At 63.5% G+C, this 24435-nt stretch carries 18 protein-coding genes; 17 read left to right on the top strand and 1 reads right to left on the bottom strand.

Features of this window, described 5'->3' with window-relative positions; translation table 11 throughout:
- Positions 1-33: 33 nt before the first annotated feature.
- The 16 genes from DDQ50_RS16185 (at position 34) to dgoD (ending at position 21290) form a co-directional block, all read left to right on the top strand.
- A complete protein-coding gene (locus tag DDQ50_RS16185) occupies positions 34-1548 on the top strand; it encodes an ABC transporter substrate-binding protein (protein WP_116757842.1) in 1515 nt (504 codons plus the stop codon).
- A 1-nt stretch (position 1549) separates the two neighbouring features.
- Positions 1550-2548, top strand: coding sequence for an ABC transporter permease (locus tag DDQ50_RS16180; protein WP_205663685.1), 999 nt, complete (start codon positions 1550-1552; stop codon positions 2546-2548).
- Complete coding sequence (locus DDQ50_RS16175) at positions 2548-4377, top strand: dipeptide/oligopeptide/nickel ABC transporter permease/ATP-binding protein (protein WP_116757841.1); 1830 nt, start codon at positions 2548-2550, stop codon at positions 4375-4377. Before DDQ50_RS16180 ends, DDQ50_RS16175 begins: the two co-directional genes overlap by 1 nt.
- A gap of 62 nt (positions 4378-4439) precedes the next feature.
- Complete coding sequence (locus DDQ50_RS16170) at positions 4440-5231, top strand: ATP-binding cassette domain-containing protein (protein WP_116757840.1); 792 nt, start codon at positions 4440-4442, stop codon at positions 5229-5231.
- Between the two features lie 20 nt (positions 5232-5251).
- Positions 5252-6031, top strand: a complete 780-nt coding sequence (locus DDQ50_RS16165; RefSeq protein WP_116757839.1) for an SDR family NAD(P)-dependent oxidoreductase — start codon at positions 5252-5254, stop codon at positions 6029-6031.
- A 197-nt stretch (positions 6032-6228) separates the two neighbouring features.
- Positions 6229-7761 carry a sugar ABC transporter ATP-binding protein gene (locus tag DDQ50_RS16160; RefSeq protein WP_116757838.1) on the top strand — a complete coding sequence of 511 codons (1533 nt, stop codon included), beginning with the start codon at positions 6229-6231 and terminating at the stop codon, positions 7759-7761.
- Entirely contained in the window at positions 7758-8975 is a 1218-nt protein-coding gene (gene mmsB / locus DDQ50_RS16155; RefSeq protein ID WP_116757837.1) for a multiple monosaccharide ABC transporter permease, read from the top strand. Before DDQ50_RS16160 ends, mmsB begins: the two co-directional genes overlap by 4 nt.
- Before the next feature lie 55 nt (positions 8976-9030).
- Complete coding sequence (locus DDQ50_RS16150; RefSeq protein ID WP_240614478.1) at positions 9031-10134, top strand: substrate-binding domain-containing protein; 1104 nt, start codon at positions 9031-9033, stop codon at positions 10132-10134.
- Positions 10135-10246: 112 nt separating this feature from the next.
- Positions 10247-11041: an SDR family NAD(P)-dependent oxidoreductase gene (locus DDQ50_RS16145; RefSeq protein ID WP_165829865.1), complete on the top strand. Its 795-nt coding sequence runs from the start codon at positions 10247-10249 to the stop codon at positions 11039-11041.
- Between the two features lie 40 nt (positions 11042-11081).
- Positions 11082-12209, top strand: a complete 1128-nt coding sequence (locus DDQ50_RS16140; protein WP_165829864.1) for a lactonase family protein — start codon at positions 11082-11084, stop codon at positions 12207-12209.
- 1348 nt (positions 12210-13557) lie between these two features.
- Positions 13558-15474, top strand: coding sequence for an alpha-ketoacid dehydrogenase subunit alpha/beta (locus tag DDQ50_RS16135; RefSeq protein WP_116757834.1), 1917 nt, complete (start codon positions 13558-13560; stop codon positions 15472-15474).
- On the top strand, positions 15474-16412 hold the full coding sequence (locus tag DDQ50_RS16130; RefSeq protein ID WP_116757833.1) for a muconolactone Delta-isomerase family protein: 939 nt from the start codon (positions 15474-15476) through the stop codon (positions 16410-16412). The genes DDQ50_RS16135 and DDQ50_RS16130 overlap by 1 nt, the downstream gene beginning before the upstream one ends.
- Positions 16413-17447: 1035 nt before the next feature.
- Positions 17448-17969: a VOC family protein gene (locus tag DDQ50_RS16120; RefSeq protein WP_165829863.1), complete on the top strand. Its 522-nt coding sequence runs from the start codon at positions 17448-17450 to the stop codon at positions 17967-17969.
- 217 nt (positions 17970-18186) lie between these two features.
- Entirely contained in the window at positions 18187-18957 is a 771-nt protein-coding gene (locus tag DDQ50_RS16115) for an IclR family transcriptional regulator (RefSeq protein WP_116757831.1), read from the top strand.
- Between the two features lie 127 nt (positions 18958-19084).
- Complete coding sequence (locus tag DDQ50_RS16110) at positions 19085-19885, top strand: IclR family transcriptional regulator (RefSeq protein WP_116757900.1); 801 nt, start codon at positions 19085-19087, stop codon at positions 19883-19885.
- Positions 19886-20141: 256 nt separating this feature from the next.
- On the top strand, positions 20142-21290 hold the full coding sequence (gene dgoD, locus DDQ50_RS16105) for a galactonate dehydratase (RefSeq protein ID WP_116757830.1): 1149 nt from the start codon (positions 20142-20144) through the stop codon (positions 21288-21290).
- 75 nt (positions 21291-21365) lie between these two features.
- Here dgoD and DDQ50_RS16100 read toward each other — a convergent pair whose 3' ends face one another.
- Complete coding sequence (locus DDQ50_RS16100) at positions 21366-22112, bottom strand: glucose 1-dehydrogenase (RefSeq protein WP_116757829.1); 747 nt, start codon at positions 22110-22112, stop codon at positions 21366-21368.
- 332 nt (positions 22113-22444) lie between these two features.
- On the opposite strand from DDQ50_RS16100, the gene DDQ50_RS16095 reads away from it, so the two are divergent.
- Complete coding sequence (locus tag DDQ50_RS16095) at positions 22445-24418, top strand: alpha-ketoacid dehydrogenase subunit alpha/beta (RefSeq protein ID WP_116757828.1); 1974 nt, start codon at positions 22445-22447, stop codon at positions 24416-24418.
- The last annotated feature ends 17 nt before the right edge of the window (positions 24419-24435 follow it).

The raw sequence follows: 24435 nt of genomic DNA, 5'->3' as shown, positions 1-24435 counted from the left end.
CGGCTGGTGAACACAGCAGACAAAGGAGTCACAATGAGTTCCATTCGAGGTGCGCGCGTCGCGGCACTGTCCGCGGTTGTAGTGGCCGCTTTCGCGTTGTCCGCCTGCTCGGGCGGGGCGACGGACGATCCCCCCGCCTCCGCCGAGCAGACGCTGAGGCTGTCCGCGCAGGCACCGCCATCGAGCTGGGCGATCGGCAATGCGCCCGGCGGCGATGCGACCATGTATCTGTCGGTCTACGACACCCTCCTCCGCACGACCCCGGACGCGGAGATCACGGAGGGTCTCGCCGAGGAGTGGGAGTACAACGACGACCTGACCGAACTGACGCTTCACCTTCGCGAGGGTCAGGAGTTCACCGACGGAGAGCCCGTTGACGCGGATGCTGTGGTCGCATCGCTCAACGTCTCTCGTGAAGGTCCCTCCACGGCGACCAACCTGACGGCGGTCTCCGACGTCACGGCGACGGATGAGTCAACGGTCGTGCTCACGCTCAGTCAGCCCGACGCCGCTCTCCTGCCCAATCTCGCGGACGTTGCGGGCGCAATCGGCGCCCCTGATGTGTTGACCGCTGAGAGCAGCACACTCGAGCCGGTCGGATCGGGGCCCTACATCCTCGACAGTTCATCGGTCGCTGGTTCCAACTACGTCCTCAAGAAGAATCCCGACAACTGGGACGCGGACTCCTTTCCGTTCGAGACGGTTCAATTCCAGATCATCGCCGATCCGACAGCGATCACGAACGCCATGCAAGCCGGGCAGCTCGATTGGATCGCGCTGAACACGCCTGATCAGCTCGCCCAGTTCCCGGAGCCGAAGTACACATCCGGATCCAACAATGCCAACGGTCTTGGTGTCCTCTGGCTGGCGGACCGTGAAGGGACAATCGTTCCTGCGCTCAAGGACGTCCGCGTGCGGCAGGCCATCAACCTGGCGATCGATCGCGAGTCGATCGCCGAGAAGCTGCAGGTCGGCAGCCTTCACCCCACAGAGCAGGTGGTGAACCCCAACGGCGGTGCGTGGAGCGACGAGCTCAACGAGACGTACAGTTACAACCTCGAAGAGGCCAAGGCGCTCATGGCGGAGGCGGGCTATGCCGACGGCTTCGCAGTGACCATGCCGAGCACGTTCCTCTCGACACCCTACGAGCCGACGTTCTCCCAGCAACTGGGCGACATTGGCATCCAGGTTACGTGGGAGACGGTGCCGTTCCAGGACTTCCTCACCAAGGTCTTCTCGCAGAACTACGGCATGTACTTCATGTTCAACGCGTTCCGCTCGGCCGACTCCGTAGATGTGAGGGGTGCCACCACGGCGATCTTCAACCCCTTCAACTCCACCTCGCCTGAGTACGAGGCGCTCATCGCCGAAGCGAACTCCTCTGAGTCAGCGGACGCCTTCGCGCCGGTGAACGAATACTTCGTGAAGGAGGCGTGGTTCGCGCCAATCTTCTACACGGCGGGACCGTGGGTGGCGTCCGACAAGGTCACCTACACGCCGGCGAAGACCTTCTACCCGTCGCTGAAGCCGTGGGCTCCCGCTAACTGATTTGCCGAAGGATGACGCGGGGGCCCTCGGTCCCCGCGTCATCACTCCTGACTGGAGCACCGTGATCGTCTTCCTTCTGCGCCGGCTCGGCGCTGGTCTCGTCCTTATCTTCGTGGTGACGGCTGCGACCTTCTTCCTCACCTACGGGGCCAACATCCCCGTTGCGCGCAACATTCTGGGGCCGAGCGCCACCCAGGATCAGGTAAATCTACTCAACACGCAGCTCGGACTCGATCAGCCGATCCTCCAGCAGTACTGGACCTGGCTGACCGGGGTCCTGACCGGAGACCTCGGCACCTCTTACTTCACGAGCGAGCCCATTGCGAGTGCGCTGGCCAGCCGTCTGCCGGTGACTCTCTCCGTCGTCCTGGTCGCCTCGATCATTACCCTTCTGTTGAGCACCGTTCTTGGCATTGCATCCGCCGCTCGAGGCGGATGGCTCGACACCCTGCTCCAATCGGTGGCGACGTTCTCCTATATCTTCCCTGCGATCGTGCTCGGCATCGTCCTGGTCTACGTCTTCGCGATCGCGCTCAGGCTCGTGCCGGCCATCGGGTTCGTTCCCTTCGCTCAATCTCCGGTGGGGTGGTTCCTCTCGGTGATCCTTCCGGCAGTGGTGCTGGCCATCGGAGGGATCGCCTCCCTGGCGGCGCAGATCCGCGGCTCGATGATCGACGAACTGAGTCGCGACTACATCCGCAGTCTTCGGAGCAGAGGGTCGTCAGAGGCGTCGATCCTCTTCCGACATGCGCTGCGCAACGCCGCCGGTCCCGCGCTGACGACCTTCTCGCTCCTTTTCATCACGATGTTCGGCTCGTCTCTCTTCATTGAGAAGATCTTTGCCCTCCCCGGCTACGGCACCTTCGCGTTCACATCCACGATTCAGGGCGACCTGCCCGCGATGCTAGGTGTGACGCTCTTCAGCGTGGTCCTCGTCGTGATCGTGAACCTGCTCGTCGATGTGTTGCAGGGCTGGCTCAACCCGAAGGTGAGGACCTGATGTCGGTATACGACCCCTCAGACACGACCACTCCGGCAGCCGTCGAAGGCGGCGCCGAGACAAGACGGGCGGGCGCGTTCCTCCGCCTTCTCCGGAAGCCGATGGGGCTGGGCTCGCTGCTCGTGCTCGCCGTCGTCGTCGTGCTTGGACTGCTCGAACCGGTCCTCAGAACCCACAGTCCCAACTTCACGTCCCTCGACTTCATCAACGCGCCGCCCGGAACGCCGGGCTGGCCGCTTGGTGCGGATCAGTACGGCCGCGACATCTGGGCGCGCGCTCTGTCTTCGATTAACGTCTCGGTCATCTCGGCGCTCATCGGCGCGTCGGTCGCCATCCTGATCGGCACGGTGTTCGGTCTCATTGCCGGCTACCGCGGCCAGAGGACCGATGCTGCGACATCGTGGGTCTTCAACCTGCTGATGACGTTTCCTGCCCTCGTGCTGGTCATCGTCCTCACCCCGCTGACCGGCGGCGCATATCAGATAACGATGGCCATCTTCGGCTTCTTTCTGGCTCCGGGCATCTACCGCTTGGTACGCAATCTCGTCGTCGGCGTCCGCAACGAGCTCTACGTCGATGCCGCGCGGGTCTCGGGGCTATCCAACCGACGGATCATCTCCCGCCACGTGTTCTACGTGGTGCGGGGGCCGATCATCATCTCGGCTGCGTTCATGGCGAGCGCCGCCATCAGCGTTCAAGCCGGACTCGCGTTCCTTGGACTTGGCTCGACACAGGTGCCGAGCTTCGGCGTTATGACCAATGACGCTTTCCTCAACATCTACGGACAGCCCGTGCAGCTCGTCTGGCCCTCGGTATTTCTCGCGCTTCTTAACGGGGCGCTCGTGCTGCTGGGAAACGCCTATCGCGATGTGCTGGCTGGTCCGCAGGCGGGGCGCAAGCGCCGCCGGACCAGACGGCTGGTAGGGGAGGCGGTCCCAATGGCGGCTCCCGGCGCGCAGAGCAGCGCCGTCTCAGCCGCTACGCCTGACAGGGGTGAGGGAGGGCTTCTGACCGTACGCAATCTGCGCGTGGCCTACCCGTCCACCGATGGGTCCGAACGCGAAGTCGTCCGCGGACTCGACCTCGAAGTGAACCCAGGAGAGATCGTCGGTTTGGTGGGAGAGTCGGGTTCGGGCAAGACGCAGACCGCATTCTCCATCCTCGGACTGCTCCCCAAGGAGGCCAGGGTTTCCGCGGACGAGCTTCGCGTGGCCGGTGACTCCCTCCTCGACGGGAATGGGGCTGCGCAGCGCAATCTGCGCGGCGGTGTTGTCTCGTACGTGCCGCAGGAGCCCATGTCCAACCTGGACCCCTCGTACACCATCGGGAGCCAGCTGATGGAGGGGCTCAAGCGGACGATGCCTCGGAAGGAGGCAAAGGCCGCCATCCTCGCACTGCTCGAGCGGGTAGGTATTCCGGATCCGCCGCGGACCTTCAAGGCCTATCCGCATCAGATCTCCGGCGGCATGGCGCAGCGAGTACTGATTGCGGGCGCGGTCGTGTCCCGGCCGAAACTGCTGATAGCGGACGAGCCGACCACCGCCTTGGACGTCACCGTCCAGGCGGAAATCCTGGACCTGCTGCGCGAATTGCAGCGAGAGCTGGGCATGGGAGTACTGCTCGTGACCCACAACTTCGGCGTTGTCGCCGACCTCTGCGACCGTGTGGTCGTCATGCGAAATGGCGAGCTCGTGGAGGAAGGTGCCGTCCGGGACATCTTCCATGCTCCTTCCCAGACCTACACGAAGGAACTGATCGCGGCCATCCTCGACGAGGAGACCACGCGCTCCGACGCGCCGGCGTCACCGATGGGAAGTGGTGTCTCGTGAACTCGATCCTCGAAATCAACGATCTCCGACTGCGATATCCAGGACGAGGATTCCGGCGAACGATGCCCGAAGTGCTCAAGGGGATCTCGCTCAATGTCGCCGCAGGCGAGACGGTCGGACTCGTCGGTGAATCCGGTTCGGGCAAGACGACCATTGGTCGCGCCGTTCTCGGCCTGGCCAAGCCGACCGGCGGCTCCATTAAGTTCGAAGGTGAGGACATCACGCACCTGCCCTCCGGAGAACGGCGCCGGCTCGCCAAGGATGTCCAAGTCGTCTTTCAAGATCCGTACACATCGCTGAACCCAGCGCTACAGGTGGCTGACACGCTGTCCGAACCGCTGATCGCTCAGGGTATCCGAGGAGCCGATGCCCGCAAACGAGTGCTGGAGCTTCTGGATCGGGTGGGGCTGCCGACGGACTCTGCTCAGAGGTATCCCCGAGAGTTCAGCGGCGGCCAGCGCCAGAGAGTGGCGATCGCGCGCGCACTGGCGCTGCGCCCCAAACTCATCGTCTGCGACGAGCCAGTCTCAGCGCTCGATCTGACCACCCAGGCTCGCGTATTAGATCTGTTCATTGAGTTGCAGCGCGAAACCGGTGTGGCTTACTTGTTCATTACACATGACCTGTCCGTCGTCCGTCATATCAGCCATCGCGTCGCGGTCATGTTCCGCGGCGAGATAGTCGAGAGCGGGCCCACAGGGAAAGTCACGACGGCCCCCGATCATGACTACACGCGTCGCCTCCTGCTCGCCGCGCCCACCGCTGACCCCGACCGGCAGGCCGAGCGTCGAGCCGAGCGTCGAAAGCTGCTGGCCACGACGGGGGCCTCGGGCGCAGCAGTCAACCTCGATTGAGAGGAACAGAAGGGTGAATTATGTCGAGTGAGCGTGCTTGGGCTCCCGCGTCCGGCCTGCCAGGCCGCACCATTATCATCACGGGCGCAGCGTCAGGCATTGGCCGAGTCACGGCTCGAGAGGCGAGCCAAGCGGGGATGAAGGTCGTGCTGGTGGATCGGGATGCCAGCGGACTGGAGCATGCACAGGATGAGATCCGGCAGGAGACGGCGGGAGAGGTCTCGATAGTTCAGGCGGACCTGGCCAAGGTGTCCGACCATGAGCGGATCATCGACGAGGCGCAATCGGCGACACACCTCTTCCACGCGGCCGGCGTCATTGTTCGCAGGCCGAGCCCCAGCGATGTCACTGAAGAGGACTGGGACTTCCAGGTCAACGTGAACCAGAAAGGCTCGTGGTTCCTCACCCGCGCATTCTGCGAAGCACTCAGCCGCCAAGGAAAGACGGGCTCGGCGGTACTCGTCGCGTCCGTCTCGGCCAACCTCGGACTCATCTCCGGCTCCTGGGTCTACGCGAGCACGAAGGGGGGCATGGTCTCGATGGTCAAGGGCTTCGCGAAGACCTACGCCACCGCGGGCATCCGAGTGAACGCGCTCTCGCCGGGGATCGTCCAGACGCCGCTCGTCAGCGGCAGCGTCCAGAACACCGAGATTGATCGCATCATCGATAACAACGTGCCCCTAGGTCGGACCGGGCGCCCGGAGGAGATTGCTCAGGCGGGTCTCTTCCTACTCAGCGACTACGCCAGCTATGTGACAGGAACGAACCTTGACGTCGATGGTGGCTGGCTTCGTCGCTGAGCCACTCACCTCACTCTTTATGCATGCTCCAGTTTGATGTGGCCAGTTCATATCGTGAAATTGCTAATCACCATATGGATAATCTGCTACCGTCAACTCGCTCGCGGTGTTGCGAGCGCTGGAAGGACACCAATGATGTTGGATAGCCAGACGGCTGGCCCGAGGGTCCGGTCGATGTTCCGGTCGGCAGGTTGCCAATGACGGCCGCTGAGGCCGGAGTGCCTGCCCTCGCGCTGCATGACGTCACCATGCGCTTCCCGGGTGTGATCGCCCTGAAAGGCATCAGCCTTGAGGTGAACCGGGCCGAGGTCCATGCCATCTGCGGCGAGAATGGCGCGGGAAAGTCGACCCTCATTAGCATTTTGGGTGGCATCTTGCCGCACGGCTGGTACGAGGGCGGGCTGACACTGCATGGCGAACCATACGAGCCGAACGGCGTGCGTGCAGCCGAAGCCCAAGGAATCGTCGTCATCCACCAGGAGCTGGCCCTCTGCGGCAACCTGAGCATCGCCGACAACATCTTCCTCGGACACGAGCTGACCGGCGGCATGCTTCTCAAAGAGGAAGAGGCCCACGAGCGGACCAGTGCCCTGCTTGCCAGAGTAGGACTGGCGGTCGAACCAGGACGACCCGCCGCTGACCTGGGGATCGGTCAGCAGCAGCTCGTCGAGATCGCGAAGGCCCTAGCCAAGGATGTACGGATCTTGATCCTTGACGAGCCTACGGCGGCTCTCAACGACGACGACTCCGATCACCTGCTCGGCATCATCGCCCAGTTGCGAGGTGAGGGGACCACCTGCATCCTCGTCAGTCACAAACTCGCTGAAGTCCGCCGCATCGCGGACCGTGTCACAGTCATCCGAGATGGCGCCGCCGTCGAGACTCTCACCATCGAGGAGGCGACAGAAGAGCGCATCATCCGCGGCATGGTCGGTCGAGACCTTGAGCACCGCTACCCCCCGCGCGAAGTGTCGATGGGCGCAGAAGTCCTGCACGTCAAGGACTGGACGGTCCCTACGCTCGAGGACCCCGAGCGGATCAGCGGGGTGAATCTCTCGATTCGAGCAGGCGAGATCGTCGGACTCTGCGGACTTGTCGGTTCTGGCCGAACAGAACTCGCCATGAGTATCTTCGGCCGATCCTTTGGAGGCAAGCCGAGCGGCCATCTTCGTATCGGCGGCCTCGAGGTGTCGACACCTACCGTGCCGGACGCCATCCGTGCAGGGCTCGCCTACGTGACAGAGGACCGCAAGCAACTTGGTCTCGACCTCGGATCCGAGCTGCGCAACAACCTGACCATCGTCGGACTCAAGAAGATCCTCCGCCGAGGTTTCATCGATGACGAGCTCGAGGCGGGGGTTGTGAAGAAGCTGATGTCGCGATTCGGCATCCGCGCCGCAAACCCTTCCGTGGCCATCGGCACGCTCAGCGGAGGGAACCAGCAGAAGGCTCTCCTCGGCCGCTGGGTGCTCACAGACCCCAAAGTCCTCATCCTCGATGAGCCAACCCGTGGAGTGGACGTCGGAGCCAAGTACGAGATCTACTCCGCAATCAACGATCTCGCGTCACGCGGGGTGGGCGTCCTGCTCATCTCCTCGGAGATCGAAGAGCTGCTGGGCATGGCTGACCGCATCATGGCCATGAGCGAAGGTCGCATCAGCGGCGAACTGCCCGCACGCACGGCCAGCCCCGAATCCCTTATGCAACTCATGACCAAGGAAATGCGATGACACTCGACGACAAGCAGGCAAGCGTCAAGACTCGGCCGGCCTACGGCTTCGCGCCGATGATCCTGCGAGATTTGCGACGCAACAGCATGGTGGTAGCCCTCGTCATCGTGGTCGCGCTTTTCTCCTTCCTCACGGACGGAACCGTGGTCCGGGATGCGAACATCTCGAACCTCATCGCCCAGAACGGCTACGTCCTCATCCTGGCGGTCGGCATGGTGATGGTCATCATCGCCGGACACATCGATCTCTCGGTGGGCTCGGTGGCTGGGTTCGTGGGAGCAGCCGCAGGCGTGATGATCGCGTACTGGAGCATCCCGTGGCCGATCGTGATCGTCCTTGCTCTAGCAGTCGGCGGTCTCATCGGTGCCTGGCAGGGGTTCTGGATCGCATACGTCGGGGTCCCGTCGTTCATCGTGACGCTGGCCGGGATGATCACCTTCCGCGGCCTCACGCTGGTTGTACTCGGCCGAAACAACATCGGCTCGTTCCCGGAGGGCTACCGAGCACTCGGCAACGGATTTCTCACCGACCTGGCGGGGGAGTACGAAACTGATCCGGTCACGGTCGGCGTGTTCGTCCTCGCGGCCGCAGTGATCGCACTAGCCGCAGTCAGATCTCGGAAGAGGAGACTCCGGCTGAACGGAGCGGACGAGCCCTTCGCCTGGTTCCTGACGAAGCTGGTCATCCAACTTGGGGCACTGCTCTTCGTCGGGTTTGCACTCGCTCGGTACAAGGGCATTCCCGTGATCCTGATCATCGTCGTCCTCATCGTCATCATCTACACGGTTCTCACCCGCCGGACAGCGTTCGGGCGGCACGTCTATGCGATCGGCGGCAACCGCCGGGCGGCCGAACTCAGTGGTGTCAAGACCAAGCGCGCCGACCTCCTCATCTTCGTCAACATGGGCGTCCTAGCTGCACTAGCGGGACTGGTATTCACGGCACGACTCAACCTGTCAAATCCGTCATCCGGAACCGGTTTCGAGCTCGAAGCCATCGCTGCGGCTTTTGTTGGCGGTGCGGCCATCCAGGGCGGCGCAGGCACGGTGGGAGGAGCCGTCATCGGTGGAGTCGTCATCGGCTTGCTCAACAACGGCATGTCCATCTTGGGCTTGGGCACCGAGTGGCAGCAGACCGTAAAGGGGCTCGTGCTCCTTGCCGCAGTCGGCTTCGACTTCTGGAACAAGCGTCGACTTGCGCGCTCCCGCGCGTGAGCCGTTCGATGTGCGCCGACACCGGCGTCACGCACTGAGAGAATGGAATGACACAGTGAAACGATCGATCGCACTCGTGGTGGTAGCGCTGACAGCTGCCGCCGCTCTCACCGGCTGCAGCTCATCCGGAGGTGGCGGCGGCGATGCCGGCACCATCGGAATCTCCATGCCCACTCGCGACAACGAACGGTGGATCAAGGAGGGTGACATCATGACCGGCATCTTCGATGATGCCGGCTATGAGACCGAGGTCCAGTTCGCGAACAACGACGTGCCGACCCAGGTCAATCAGATCGAGAACCTGATCGCGAAGGGCGTCAAGGCGCTGGTGATCTCCTCGGTCGACGGATCGGCTCTCACGTCCGTCCTCGAAGATGCGGAGGCTCAGGATATCCCGGTGTTCGCCTATACCCGGCTTATTACGGACACCACCGCTGTGAGCTACTACGCCACGTTTGACTACTACTTCAACGGTAAGGACAACGCGACGGCTGTGCTCCAGGGGCTTGGAGTACTCGATGCCGAGGGAAACCCCACCGACGTGAAGGGCCCGTTCAACATCGAGATCGTCAACGGCAGTCCCACGGACAACGTCACGCAGTACATGTACAAGGGCGCCTTCGACGTCTTTCAGCCGTTCATCGACGACGGAGTGATCACCATTCGCTCGGGACAGACGACTTTCGAGCAGACGGTCACTCCGAACTGGGATGGCGAGCTTGCGCAGAGTCGGGTGGAGGACATCCTCGCCGCTCACTACGCTGACAACGCTCACCTGGACGCGGTGTGGACCCCTTACGACGGTCTGAGCCGCGGCATCATCTCTGCCCTCCAGGGTGCCGGCTATACCGTCGGCTCCGACTGGTCGATCGTGACCGGAGGAAACGCTGAACTCGACTCCGTCAAGGCGATCCTCGCCGGCGAGCAGTACTCATCGTCATTCGATGACTGGCGCGACCTCGCGAAGGCCACCGGAGATCTGGTCGTGGATGTCCTCGACGACGGCGAGACCGACGTGGAGCTCAACACGGAGGACTATGACAACGGCGCCAAGGTGGTGCCGACCATGCTGTTCGGCCTTCGCAACGTCACGAAGGCGGACGTGGAACCCGTGCTCGTCGAGTCCGGCTTCTACACGGCCGATCAGCTCGGGCTCTAGCCCTACACATATCGCTTGGCGGTCGCGGCCATCGCCGCGGCCGCCAAGCGGCGCCCCGATCCATGCGGACTCATGGGGGGCGGACCACCATACAGGAACGGGAAGTGACCGAATGAGCAAGAAGGTAGTCGTCGTAACCGGAGTATCGAGCGGAATCGGTGCATCGATCTTCTCCGACCTTCAGAGTCACGGCTATGCGGTAGTGGGCGTGGCCCGGACTCCTCCGGTCGCCGAGCTGCCCGATGATGTCGAGTGGGTTGTCGGAGATGTCGGAGACTCGACCACAGGGGAGGAAGCGGCGCGGGTGGCGGCGAAGCTGGGAACGCTCCACGGCTGGGTCAACAACGCTGGCGTCCTCGAGGACGTTCCACTGCATCTCATCTCTGACGAGCGGATCGACGCAACCCTTCGCACCAACCTCCGGGGCACGCTTCTCGGCACTCGCGCCGCGTTGCGCGAGTTCATCCGCACCGCTACGCCGGGGGTGATCGTCAACATGGGATCCATCCACGGGCGCGCGGGGTTCCCGGGCACGCCGGCCTATGACGCGACCAAGGGCGGCATCGAGGCGGTCACCCGCTACGCAGCAGCTGAGTACGGGCATCTCGGCATCCGCGTCAACACTGTGGCCCCTGGAGCCATCAAGACGGAGATGCTGGCGCAGGCCTTGCTCGATGCCCCGGATGGCGAGCAGCTCGAACGGGATTTCTCTGCGCTACACCCCCTGAATCGACTCGGCGAGTCGATCGAGGTAGCGAATGTCGTCCGCTTCCTGCTCTCCGACGACGCCAGCTTCGTCAGCGGTGCCACGATCCCCGTGGATGGTGGAGCCGCCGCACGTGTCTTCAACTTCCCGCCCCACCACCAGGTGCCGAGTGCGATCTCGCGCGCGGATCTCGACGCCTGACCACTCGACACCCGAACCCTCTCTTGAGAAAGGAAGCACAGTGCGAACACTGGCTTTGGTAAGCTCCTCCAACCGTGAGCTGCCCTACTTCGAGGCCTCCAACGGCAAAGGAATCGCCGTCTACGACTACGACGAGGAGACGGGGCGCTTCACCTTCCTCTCTGAGAAGGAGGGCACCGACAACCCGCACTTCATGTATGTGGACGAGGACAGCCTCGTGGTCTACGCAGTCAGCGAGGTCTGGGGCTGGAACGAGGGCATCGTGACCGCCTATCAGCTTGACCCGGCGGCCGGCACTCTGCGCTACATCAACAAGCAGGCAACCCTCGGGAGCATCACCTGCTACGTCAGTCTCGACACGACGGGCAAGTACGCTCTCGTCGCGAACTACTCATGGTGCGCCGAGGACGACGACAAGCTGCCCGACCAGGTGGTGGCAACATTCCCCGTCCGCCCTGACGGGGGCCTCGGAAGCCCCATCTCCAGCTACGCCCACGCGGGCAAAGGCCCGGAGCCGCGTCAGCAGCAGTCTCACGCGCACTTCATCCAGGTGACTCCCGACAACCGCTTCGTCATCGTGGCAGACCTCGGCATCGACCAGCTTCTCGTGTACCGATTCGATGCAGTGACCGGACAGATGCACCCCGCGGAAACCCCCTCGTTCAGCCTTGCTCCCGGATCGGGGCCCCGGCACTTCGCGTTCCACCCGGGCGGCCGCTTCGCGTACGTGATCAACGAAATAGCGTCCACCATCGTGGCGCTGGAGTTCGACCCGGTCGACGGCACCTTCAAGGAGCTCCAGGTAGTGTCGACGCTGCCCGAGGACTACACCGGAGCCAACGACAGTGCCGATCTTCACATCTCCGAGGATGGGCGCTTCATCTACGGATCGAATCGGGGGCACGACAGCATCGCGGCCTTCAGCATCGACGCCGAGACCGGGCATCTCTCCCTCGTCGGACACCAGTCGTCCCTCGGCCGGAAGCCCCGTAACTTCGCGCTCGATCCCTCAGGACGCCGGATGGTAGTTGCGAACCAGGACTCCGACAGCCTGACGATCTTCGACGTCGATCCGATCACCGGTGCTCTGACGCCCACATCCGATCAGGTGGAGACCGGCACGCCATTGTGCGTGAAGTTCGTGAGAGTAGCGGCAGCTGGCAGCTAGCACTTCTTCCATCGGCCTCTGAACAACGAAGCCGTTCCCGCACGTGCGTGGGAACGGCATCGTCATGTCGGGCGAGGAGCGCGCCAACGACCGTTCAGTCGTCCGCGCTGCCCTGACGCCTTACTGGAACTGCGCGGTAGCCGTCTCTTCGATGCTGGGCTTCGACGACCTCTGCGGTGAGTTCGATCCATCGCCGGCTGGGCGTGGAGCCGCCATCCGTAGTCACCGCACTGGCCCGAAGCATGCCTGGCCTGCCCTGCGGCGGCAGCGTGACGGTCAGACGGACTGTGATCTGCCCGATCGCCTTCAGTCGGATGGGCTTACTCTCGAGTTCGAACTCTCCATCGGCCGTGTCGAAGGTCAGGTGCAGAGTCCCTTCGGTCCTCAGCGCTGTCGTTGCAGATCATCACGTGTTGGCTCTGGACCGAGCCCGCCTGCAACTGGCGCTGCCAAAGGTTGATGTGCACCCCGACCGGCTTGAATGCCTCGCCCACATAGTCGGTGAACGGTTCGTGGAATCGGAGCTGCTTCACATAGGCGAAGTAGTCCGAGGTGTACGTGCGTCCCAGTGGCTTGCTGCTCGGCAGACACCCGTAGAAGATGAGGATGCTCTGGTTCGTGAAGGAGCGCCAGTACTCGGTCAGCCCTGCGAGCAGGTGGCGGGCCGTCTCGATCCCTCGGTCCGTGTGGCAGTGGGGTACGGTCGTGAGGGATACCGGTTCTGCGTCAGCAGCGTAGGGTCACCGAGACGGTTGAGCCAGAGCCAGCAGTATTCGCCGATGACGAATGCATGACCACGGCGTCGGCATCCCATGCCTCCGTAAACTAGTGCCCGCCTCTGATCTCTAGGGTCAGCTCGCGAGGGAGTCGTCGTACATCCAGCTCTCCGCGACAGCAGGCTGAATCTCGCCGCCAAGGGAGCCCCGAGGACGGAGCCGTACACGGCGTGGAACAGTGTCGGATTTCCTCCCGACCAATTGTCGATGCAGAAGTTTGATGGTGGCGCCGTCAACGACAGCGTGAGCGTGTTGCAGGCGGCCGCGGGAACGAGCCGTCTCCTGCGCAGCCGGCCGGTGCCATTGCCATGACGCGGCATATTGCTACCAGCTTCAAGGCCTGCTCCGTCATCGATGAAGAAGCTCAGTCACGCCTGCGTCACTGAGGCGATGATCGCGAACCCGTACAAGATGACAACCATCCGTTTCATATAATGATTTGGGATGAGTTGCTGTGCTTCCGTCTCCAGCGCGACTTGGACGCGCACGCGATCGTTATCGCGGATTCCCGTACCCGATAGGAGAACTCTCCGTTGCCATATCCGCTGTCCTCCGTTGATGCTTACCGTCGCATGTCCCTCATTCGGAAGTTCGAAGAGCAGGTGCTCGAACTCGGACGAGAAGGCCACGTCGCGGGCTCCGTACACCTCTGCCTGGGGCAGGAGGCGATTCCGGTTGGGGCCATGTCGGTGCTGCAGCCTGGTGACAAGGTCCTGTCGACCTATCGAGGCCATGGGTGGGCGCTCGCCTGCGGCGCAGATCCGTTCGCTCTGATGGCGGAGATCGGCCAGCGCGAAGGCGGCGTGAATGGCGGTCGTGCCGGATCGCCCATGCTGAGCGCCCCGGAAGTTGGCTTCCTCGGCGAGAACTCGATTATCGGAGCCGGGCTTCCGATCGCCGATGGGGTCGCCATGGCCGACCGGCTTCAAGGCGGAAGTGGGGTGGTGCTCGTCTCCTTCGGCGACGGGGCGATGAATCAAGGCAGCACGACCGAAGCGATGGTTTTTGCGGCAGCGAAGAATCTGCCCGTCATCTTCGTGTGCGAGAACAACGGCTGGTCGGAGATGACCCCGATCAGCGCAACCACCCGCGGCGAGCATCTAGCCCGTCGGGGTCAAGGACTCGGCATCGAGAGTCGGGTATACGACGGCAACGATCCGGCGGCGGTGGCAGAGGCCGTTGCCGAGGCTGCCGCCCTGTGCCGGTCGGGCCAGGGGCCGGTCCTACTGGAGTTCAAGACGGTCCGGCTCTCGGGACATTACAACAAGGACATCCAGCACTACCGTCCTGCGGATGACATCGAGGCAGCCCAGCTAGCGGACCCCCTGCTTCGCCTCCGCGAGCTTAAGGACCTCTCGGAGGAGGAGATGGCCCGCATCGACGTGGAGGTCGCGAACGAGATCCGGGAAATCGCCGAGAGGGTCCGGCAGGCGCCCGCGCCGTCGCCGACCGGCGTCCTCGAGCATCTCTACGCCCCCGATCTTCCAATCCCGGCTCCGCGCGAGGCGGTGGTAAAGGACATCCCCTACTTCCGGGCCGTCAATGAGGCGCTTAAGGATGCCTTGCGCCGTCGCGGCGAGGTGATGGTCTACGGGGAAGATGTCGGATTCGCTGGAGGCATCTTCGGCGTTACCAGGGGGCTGCAAAAAGACTTCGGCGCGGACCGGGTCTTCGACACTCCTATCGCTGAGGCGGCGATCCTCGGATCCGCTGTCGGCGCGGCCATCGCCGGCATGAAGCCGGTCGTCGAGATCATGTGGGCGGACTTCGTGTTTGTCGCGCTGGACCAGATCATCAATCAGGCTTCGAATGTTCGCTACATCAACGAATCCCGCCTGTCCGCCCCACTCGTGATCCGCATGCAGCAGGGAGTGACGCCCGGATCCTGCGCGCAGCACTCGCAGAGTATCGAAGCCATTCTCAGCCACATCCCGGGTGTGAAGGTTGGAATGCCCTCCACCCCCCACGATGCCTACGCGATGACGCTGGCTGCGATCGAGGATCCGGACCCGGTCATCATGATCGAGCACCGATCGATGTATCAGGACAGCGGGCCGGTGTCACTGGCCGGTCCCTCCGAGATCGCGGCGGGCGCAGTCGAGCGGCGCAGCGGCAACGACGTGGCGATCATCACCTGGGGCGCGATGGCAGCCGCCGCTACAGCAGCGGCTGATGCTCTCGAGATGGAGGGCGTCCACGCTGGCGTGCTCGACCTCCGGTGGTTGCGGCCGCTGGATGATGAAGCCATCGAGCGCATCGTGAAGCGCTGCGGCGGACGAGTGGTAATAGCTCACGAGGCATTCGTGACTGGCGGTTTCGGAGGCGAAGTGTCCGCCCGCATCTCGGAGAGACTCTTCGAGACCCTGCGAGCACCCATTATCCGCGTGGGAACGCCCGATGTCCGGATGCCGTCCTCGCCTTCGCTCCAGGAAGCTGTCCTGCCGGGCGTCGCGGATATCATCGCGGCGGTGAACCGGGTCCGCTCGTAATGGCCGACCTTGCCGAGTTCCTCGTGCGGACCGACATCGACACGGGGGATCTGACTTTCTCGGAAGTGGATCGCCTGCGGTCCGCCGAAGCGGCACGCGCCGCAGAGCTGATAGCCGAAGGCCGGATCGTAGCATTGTGGCGGCTCCCTGGTGAGTGGGCGAGCTACGGACTCTGGCGGGCGGCGGATGAGGATGAGCTGCACACGGCCCTCGAATCGCTCCCTCTTCGTGCGCACATGCAGATCCAGGTTCAGCTGCTGGCTCGCCATCCGAGTGACCCGCGCTCTCGAGGAGATCTCGGTTCTGACGCTGCTCCGTCATGGCAGCTCGAACCTCTGCCCGAGCTTAAGCTGCGTGACCGGAGCGCGCCCCGGAGGCCCGATCCATCGCGCGCGATCGAGCTTCCGGCCCTCGAACCGCTGCAGGTGCGCGTGAAGACGTCGGTGCCCGATGCCGCGGGGCCAGTCCACCCCCAGAGCCGGGAGATGGCGGGCGTGGCCCAGTTCGTGGTCCAGGTACCCGCTGCGGCGAATTGGATTTCCGACGACGATGTCTTCTCCGCCATCAAGACGATCGCGCAAGCCGAGGCGCCGTTGCTGACAGCGTCAGGGAGCATGATTTCCTCGAGGGATGGGCTGACGTTCGATGGTCCGTTGGACCGACCATTTTCAGTCACGATCTCGGGCCGCGTCGGCCTCGCGTCATACGCGTCACCCGGCAGCGGCTCGGGCGCACACGCGTACCAGCTCGACATCGGCGCCGTCTCTCTGGAGGCGGCGGTGGTCGTCTCCCCTGAAGGTGATTCCGCCATTCAGATACGGCGGCGCTGCCACCTCACTCTGATAATTCCTGATGGAGTGCCGATGGCTGTGGTCGGAACGTTCGCGCAGAGGATTCAAGTGGGTGTGACCAACCGCTGGAGTGCGATCCGCGATTGACCGATGGATCGAACGATCCATGATGCTTCACCGTATCGCTCGGGGGCTCAATCGAGCCGTCTCGGTCTGAAGCGGTGCCGCCGCGTGGGCCTCCACACACACTCTCTCAGCCCTTCGAGACTCGCCCTCAAGTCCGTGATAGCCGATTTCTTTCATCATCGAGGCGGATGGCCTTGCTCGGCACGAACGGCGTCAGATCGGTGAGTGGACACTGCAGAAGCTGCACCAGGGCATCTTCAGGGGGCTGCACGTAGCCCGCCAGCGGTTCTCCGAGAACGACCTTTGCATCTCCTCACATCAGTCGTCAACCTGTCCGTGAGGTCCTCCGGCAGCTGAAAGCGGATGGCCTCATTCAAGCCACAGCGGGAAACCGGGGGCGATAGGTTGTCGCCTTCGGCCGCGCGCATCTCCTTGAGCTACTTGACATTCGAGCTTCGCTGAGCGGCGTTGCGGCTCGGGCAGCAGAGCCGCTCATCCAGGAGGACCAGATTGCCGAGCTGCGTCGGCTTCTTGCAGAGCAGGGCGTCGGGTCCATCGGATAGTGCGGGATCGGCGCGCGACTGACTTCCCCTCGGACTTTGCTTCCGTCGCGTGATCGCTGAGGGGGGCGATGCCTCAGCTGATGTCCTCCTCACCCAAGACAGGGATACTGATCTGGGCGGTATTCAATCAGCTCGATGTGGCGGGCATGTACCTGGATGCCGTCGATCGGACCGCTTCTATTCATGACAGGTTTCGACCCTGTCAGCTCTTGGACGCCACGCCAGCGAGGAGGCGTCCAGGGCAGCGATCGCCCATGTCTCCATCGCAGGGAGGATCTGCTGTCGGCCCTAGCTATAGGCCGAGGACCCGTCCGATCTGTGGCGGAGGGCTTGAGCAGTCAACGGGCCTAGCTACGCCTCCCTGATTCATCATCTTGACACCTCTGATCAGCATCCGTAATTATGTCCTGGGTCCAGAATCTCAAAACAGCGAGGAGGCTGCAGTGAGTGAGCGACAACATCCCCGCGTTGAGGCAGTATCAAGGGGTCTCGGGTGAGCGGGACGAGGATCGTCGGCCTGTTGCATGCGGCCTTCATTGTGAAGGACATCGACGTGTCGGTCGATTGGTACACCCGCGTGCTCGGCCTGCAACTCGTCCACCGTCAGCGTGGGGACAACGACTACACCCGAACCTTGGTCGGCGTCGAGGACGCCGTGCTCGAGGTCGCGCAGTTCAGAGTGCCTGGTGCTTCGGACGGGATCTCAACCCACATGCTCGAGCTGATCCAATATGTCACCGGGGCTATTCAGTCCTCCGAAGCGGCCCCACCGGTCAACCGCGTCGGGGCGGCGCACGTTGCTTTCGTCGTCACCGACCTGGGTCTCCTGCACCGCCAGATGCTCACCGCGGGCGCGCAGTTCGTGAATTCGCCTGTGATTGTCACGGAGGGCGCTAACAGGGGCGCTTCGGCGTGCTACCTGCGCGACCCAGATGGGAACGTGCTCGAGCTGATGCAGTTCGACGAGTCACGAGCTGAGCGACTCGGGATCCTATCGACATCGTCTCACGGCTGAATGAGTCGCTGACGGCCTCCGTCAGGACCCTCGACCCGGGCTTCAAGCCCCTCCACGCGTCCTCTCCACCGCGTCTGATCTCTCTCCCGCAGAGGAGATCGCCCATTTTCGGAGCGACCCTTACATGGCGACGGCTCGGGTCGACGTCGACATCTCCCCTCTCCATGGATGGCATACTCGCTGGGGGCGGGCCTAGGGGCCAGGAAGGCTATAGGCAATGAGCGAACCGAATGGGGTGGACGTCCCTCGCCACCATCGCGTCCTCGCCGTCGTGAAGGCCATGCACCTCCTGGTCCGCATCGGCGAGAGTGGCGATGGTCTGCCGGTCGCCGATGCGGCGCGGGAAGCCGGAATCCCGCTCACCACTGCCTACCACCTCATCAACACGATGCTGTCCGAGGGGTTTCTCACCCGAGACACATCGCGGCGCTACATGCTCGGGCCGAAGATCGCCACCCTCGTTGTGGGCTACGAGCGCGGCGGCCCGCCCCCGGCGCGGCTGGCCGAGGTGCGCCGTCTGGCAGAGGAGACAGGAGAGACGGCATACCTCTCGGGGTGGAGAGACAACCAGGTCGTCGCACTGGCGACCATCGAAGGCTCCAGCGCAGTCAGGGTCGGAAGCGCCATTCATACAGAGCTCTCCGGGTTGGAGCACGCGCGCGCCGCGGGTAAGACGATGCTGGCGCACCTCTCGCCCAGTGATCTGGACGCTTACCTGGCGTCCCATGAGCTCACGAAGGTTACCGCCAACACCGTCACCGATGTGGCCGTGCTCCGCGAACAGCTGCAGACCATCCGCCATGTCGGATATGCAGTTGAGGAAGCCGAATTCACAGACGGTGTCGGTTGCGTGACCGCACCGATCCTGCAAGGTCGCACCTGTGTGGGGTGCTTCACCATTTCGGCGCCGATCGATCGATTCCATCGCGATCGGGAGGTACTGATCCGCGCAGCGGTTGAAGCCGGAGAGAGGCACTCGGCGCAGTGATGAGCCACCCGATGACGCGATACTTGTCTTGTGAGACAGAAACGGAACCCCCAGACGGGTTCGTGGACAGTGAAGCGCTCCTCGCTCCACCAAGGTATGCGACCTGGAGGGCGGCTTGAGTGATCTCGTGGCCGCGGAGGGAGAGCAGAAGGTCGTCGGAGCCGACCGCGTCCTGGCGGTGCTCATGGAACTCGCAGAACACCCGAACGGCGCAACGCTCGAGGAACTGTCGCTGCGACTGAACAGCTCCAAATCGACGGTGCACCGAGCACTCGCCTCCCTGCGACGTGCGCGCCTCGCATCGCAGGTTGGCCGCGGAATTTACGTCGTCGGAGACGATTTCATTCGACTTGCCTTCCAGAACTACTCCGCGCGCTCCGACTCCGCTCAGGTTGGCCCCGCTCTGCTTGCGCTCTCTGATCTCTTCGGCGAGACAGCGCACTACGCGGTCTTGGAGGGATCGGAGGTTGTCTATCGAGCCAAGCGCGATCCCGAAGCCGGAGCGATCCGACTTACTTCTGTCGTGGGGGGACGGAACCCCGCCTATCGCACCGCGGTCGGCAAGCTCCTGCTCAGTCAAGTGATCGCGACCGAGGCGCAACTGTTCGACCTTTACGGCGACGGCGCTCTCCCACCTCGAACGCGGAACACCATCACCACGTTGCCGGCTTTGTGGGATGAGCTGGAGCAGACGCGAGAGCGAGGGTATGGCGTCGATGATCAAGAGAATGAGGATGGCGTCAACTGCATCGCGGTGCCGATCTCATTGACCGGAGGCACCTCTCGCCGAGGGGCGGTAAGCGTCAGCGGACTGGCCTTCCGAACGCCTCTGAGAGTGCTGATCGAGAAGGTCCAGGACATTCGCGGGATCGTTCGTGACGCCGAAGCATGGTCCACGAATGACGACGGACGGGGGCTACGCGACTGATCTTCCCTCTTGCCAGATAATGGAAGACTTTCCGCGCATGTGGAACTCCGTGTAGCATCGTGTTCGCTCAGGCGGACCATCCTGCGCGCGGCGCAGAGGTTCGGCCCTCGGCGCCCGAGCCTCTTCGTGCGGTCACCGATGGCGGTCATAAATGACCTGCTGCGAATGCTCGGTCGCCCGTGATCGGTGAGTGAGCACAAGTCGCTTTATGACTGCATCGCGACAGCAACGTTGCTAATCGGAGGTACGGAATACCATGAAGATCGTCTCAGTCGAAACATTCGTCGTGCCGCCACGGTGGCTCTTCTGCAAGATCACCACGGACGAGGGCATCGTCGGCTGGGGTGAACCGGTCGTGGAAGGGCGAGCGGACACCGTGCGGACCGCCGTCGACGAACTTTCGCAGCTGCTCATCGGGCAGGATCCCCGGCGCGTCGAAGACCTGTGGCAGGTCATGAGCAAGGCCGGATTCTATCGAGGCGGCGCCATTCTTGCGAGCGCCGTCGCCGGCATCGATCAGGCTCTGTGGGACATCCTCGGCAAGGCCCTGGGAGTCCCCGTGCATCAGCTGCTCGGGGGCGCCGTGCGCGAAAGCGTGCGGATGTACGGTTGGATCGGCGGTGATGAGCCCTCAGAGGTAGCCGATCAGGCGGCTGAGCAGGTCGCGGCCGGGCTGACCGCCATCAAGATGAACGCATCCGGCCTCATGAACCGCATTCCGACGCCCGCAGACGTCGACGAGGTGGTGTCTCGGCTATCAGCGGTTCGGGATGTCATGGGTGACCATCGCGATATCGCCATCGACTTCCATGGTCGGTTCACCGTCGCCGGCGCGCGGCGCGTGATTCCCGAGCTCGAGCCGCTGCGACCGATGTTCGTCGAGGAGCCTGTGCTTCCCGAGTACAGCCACAGGATCGCCGAGGTGACAGCCAGCAACGCAGTACCAATCGCGACTGGTGAGCGACTATTCTCCCGCACGGATTTCCTCCCGGTGCTCCAGGGTGGGATCGCCGTGGCGCAGCCTGACCTCTCGCACGCAGGCGGCATCTCCGAGGTGCGAAGGATCGCATCCCTGGCTGAGACCTTCGATGTCCTGCTCGCACCGCACTGTCCGCTCGGCCCCATCGCTCTCGCGGCCAGCCTTCAGGTCGCTTTCGCGACGCCGAACTTCCTGATCCAGGAGAGCAGCATAGGCATGCACTACAACGGAGGGATCGAGCCATTCGACTACATGCTAGACACGGGACCGCTCCAGTTCGACCAGGGCAGCGTCCTGCGGTGGGAGGCGCCCGGCCTCGGAATTGACATCGATGAAGAAGCCGTTCGCCAGGCCGATGAACGAGGATCCGACCGGTGGCATCCGCCCGTCTGGCGTCATCGTGACGGCTCATTCGCCGAATGGTGACGCTCGGCCTCGTCGGATGCGTTCGCCGTGCCGTTCATCCGCTTCCCGCGAGATGAACGGCACGGCCGTCCAAGTTCAGCTTCCGACGAGCCCCGCGCTGGTTCCGCCGTCGATCACGAACTCGCTTCCAGTGGAGAAGCTCGATTCGTCGCTCGCCAAGAACACGACCATAGCTGAGATTTCCTCGGGTTCGCCGAGGCGTTTGAGCAGGCTCGTCTCGACTACACCCTCGCCGCCGCCGAAGGCGCTCAACATGGGTGTACGCACACCGCCGGGGTGAACCGAGTTGACCCGCACCCCGCTGTCAGCCAGTTCCAGTGCCGCAGACTTCGTGAGGCCGCGCAGCCCGAACTTCGACGCCGTGTAACCATGCGCGGCGGGGATCCCTCGGAGGCCAGCTGCCGAGGAGATGTTGATCACCGAGGACGGACGCGCACGCTTAAGAGCTGGAAGGGCAGCTGTCAGCCCGAGGAACGGCCCAGTGAGGTTAATGGCGATGGTGCGGTCCCAGGCCTCCACGGCGTCCTGCCCCAGCGGAGCGAAGTTCAGGATGCCGGCGTTGTTGACGAGAACGTTCAGCAGGCCGAAGTGAGATTCCGTGCGCTCCACGGCAGTCGCCCAGTCTTCTGCGCTCGTCACGTTCAGGCGAACGTAGAGGGCCGTGTCCCCCAGTTCAGCGCTCAGCTTCTCGCCGGCGTCATCGGCGATGTCCGCGATCGCGACGCGTCCGCCCTCTCGGACGATGGCTCGGGCGTGGGCCGCGCCCATGCCGGAAGCGGCTCCGCTGATCAGAGCTACCTTGCCTTCAAGACGACCAACCATGAACAGACTCCTCTATCTCAGTGCGGCGTGGGATTTGATCCGGACTGCTGCGCATAGCCGCTCTGCTCGCGTCCGAGCTCAACCCCTCCGAGGACAGCGAGGGTCCGGGCGTGGGATTCCGCGATCTCGAAAATCGGCAAGGAGTGGCGAGCGTCGAGAGTGCCGACTAGTTGCTCATAGTTGCCGCGCACCTCTGCGCAGTCATCCGTTTCCGTGCTCGATCAGCCGAGGATCCTGGTGCTACTTTCGCCCGCTGAGTTTAAGTCTCATCATATGGGTGTTTCTGCTAGAGTCTCGATGCTGCAACGAAGCATCGCTCGAAGGGAACTCGCATGCTGGAAACCCCAACGCGGACAACGACAGGACTAGACCTGTACCGGACCATGCTCGAGATCCGCACTTTGGAAGAACGAGCCCTGGCGCTGGGCACCGACGGCACCATCTCGGGGTCGATGCACTTTTGCGCCGGTCAGGAAGCGATTCCGGTCGGTGCCCGCGCTGCTCTGCGAGACGGCGACAAGGTCGTCTCCACCTACCGTGGTCATGGTTGGGCAGTCGCATGGGGTGTCCCCATGGTGAAGGTCCTCGGCGAGATCGCACAGCGTTCGGGCGGCATCAACGGTGGACGAGCCGGCAGCCCCTACTTCATGGCGCCGGAGTACGACTTCGTGGGTGAGAACTCCATCGTCGGAGCGGGAATCCCCATCGCTGATGGTGTGGCGATGGCAGCTCAGCGGGCGGGACGCGGCCAAGTCTGCGTCGTCACCATCGGTGATGGGGCGATGAACCAGGGTGCCACTCACGAGGGCCTCAACTTCGCGGCCGTTCAGGCACTCCCCGTCATCTTCATCGTGGAGAACAACCTCTGGTCCGAGATGACGCCGATCTCGAGCACCACCCGCGTGATCAACCTCTCTGAGCGCGCGAGCGGATACGGCATTCCGGCGATCACCATCGACGGGAACGATCCCGAGACGGTTCGTCGGGCTGTCAGCGATGCGGCCGATCGGGCGCGTTCCGGAGGCGGCCCCACCCTCATCGAGGCCCGTACCGTGCGACTCATGGGTCACTACAACAAGGACGGGGAGCACTACCGGACCCTGGAGGACCGTGAGGACTCGCGGTCCCTAGACCCGCTACCGCGCCTGCGCACGCAGCTGCTGGCAGGCGGTGTGTCGGAAACGGATATCGCGTCGTTGGAGGGCGAGGTCGTGCAGCTGCTCGATGAGATCGTCGCCGAGGTGCTGGCGATGCCGCTGCCGGATCCTCTCACCGCACTCGATCACGTCTACACGCCGAGCTCCGCCATAGGAGCGATCGAGACGGAGACTCGCCATTGGCCGTACTGGCGCGCCGTGAACGAGGCATTGCGTGCGGAGCTGCGGGAGCGGCCCGAGACGTTGCTCTACGGCGAGGACGTCGGGTTCGCCGGCGGCATATTTGGGGTCACCCGTCAGCTCCAGCGGGAGTTCGGTGAGGATCGCGTCTTCGATACGCCAATCTCTGAATCGGCCATGCTCGGATCCGCCGTTGGTGCCGCCATGGAAGGGCTGCGGCCGATTGTCGAGATCATGTGGGCAGACTTCATGTTCGTCGCCTTCGACCAGCTGATCAACCAGGCTGCGAACATTCGCTACATTTCGGGCGGCACTCGATCCGTTCCCATGGTCGTCCGCACCCAACAGGGCGTGACAGCTGGATCGTGCGCGCAGCATTCTCGGAACGTCGAAGCCCTGCTCGCACACATCCCGGGTATCCGCGTGGGCATCCCCTCGCGACCGGCCGACGCGTACAGTATGCTGCGGGCCGCCATCGCCGACGACGATCCCGTCGTAATCATCGAGTCCAGGAGTCAGTATCAGGTGAAGGGCGACGTCACGACGACCGAGAGCGCGGGTCCAATCGGCGGCGCAGTACGCCGTCGTCAGGGAACCGATGTAGCCATCATCAGCTGGGGGCCGATGGTCAATACTGCTGAAGAGGCTGCCGTGATTCTGGAAGCCGAAGGCGTCTCCGCGTCGGTCCTCGACCTCAGATGGCTCAATCCTCTCGACGAAGCGGCCGTGTTCGCGATCGTGGAAGAGGCGGGCGGGCGAGTCGTCGTCGTTCACGAGGCGGTCACGAGGGGCGGCTTCGGAGCAGAGATCGTGGCCCTCATCTCCGCATCGGCGCACTTGGCAACGCCCATCGTCCGCCTCGGAACGCCGGACGTGCCGATGCCAGCTTCACCGGTTTTGCAAGCCGCCCTCATCCCGTCCGTGGGATCCATCGTCGACGCGGCGAAGCGCGCGATTGCTGGCAACTGACCTGAAGTTGATCGGCG

It is taken from the genome of Amnibacterium flavum (genome assembly GCF_003097495.1).
Lineage (GTDB): Bacteria > Actinomycetota > Actinomycetes > Actinomycetales > Microbacteriaceae > Naasia > Naasia flava.
This window is presented reverse-complemented; position numbering and strand designations above follow the sequence as displayed.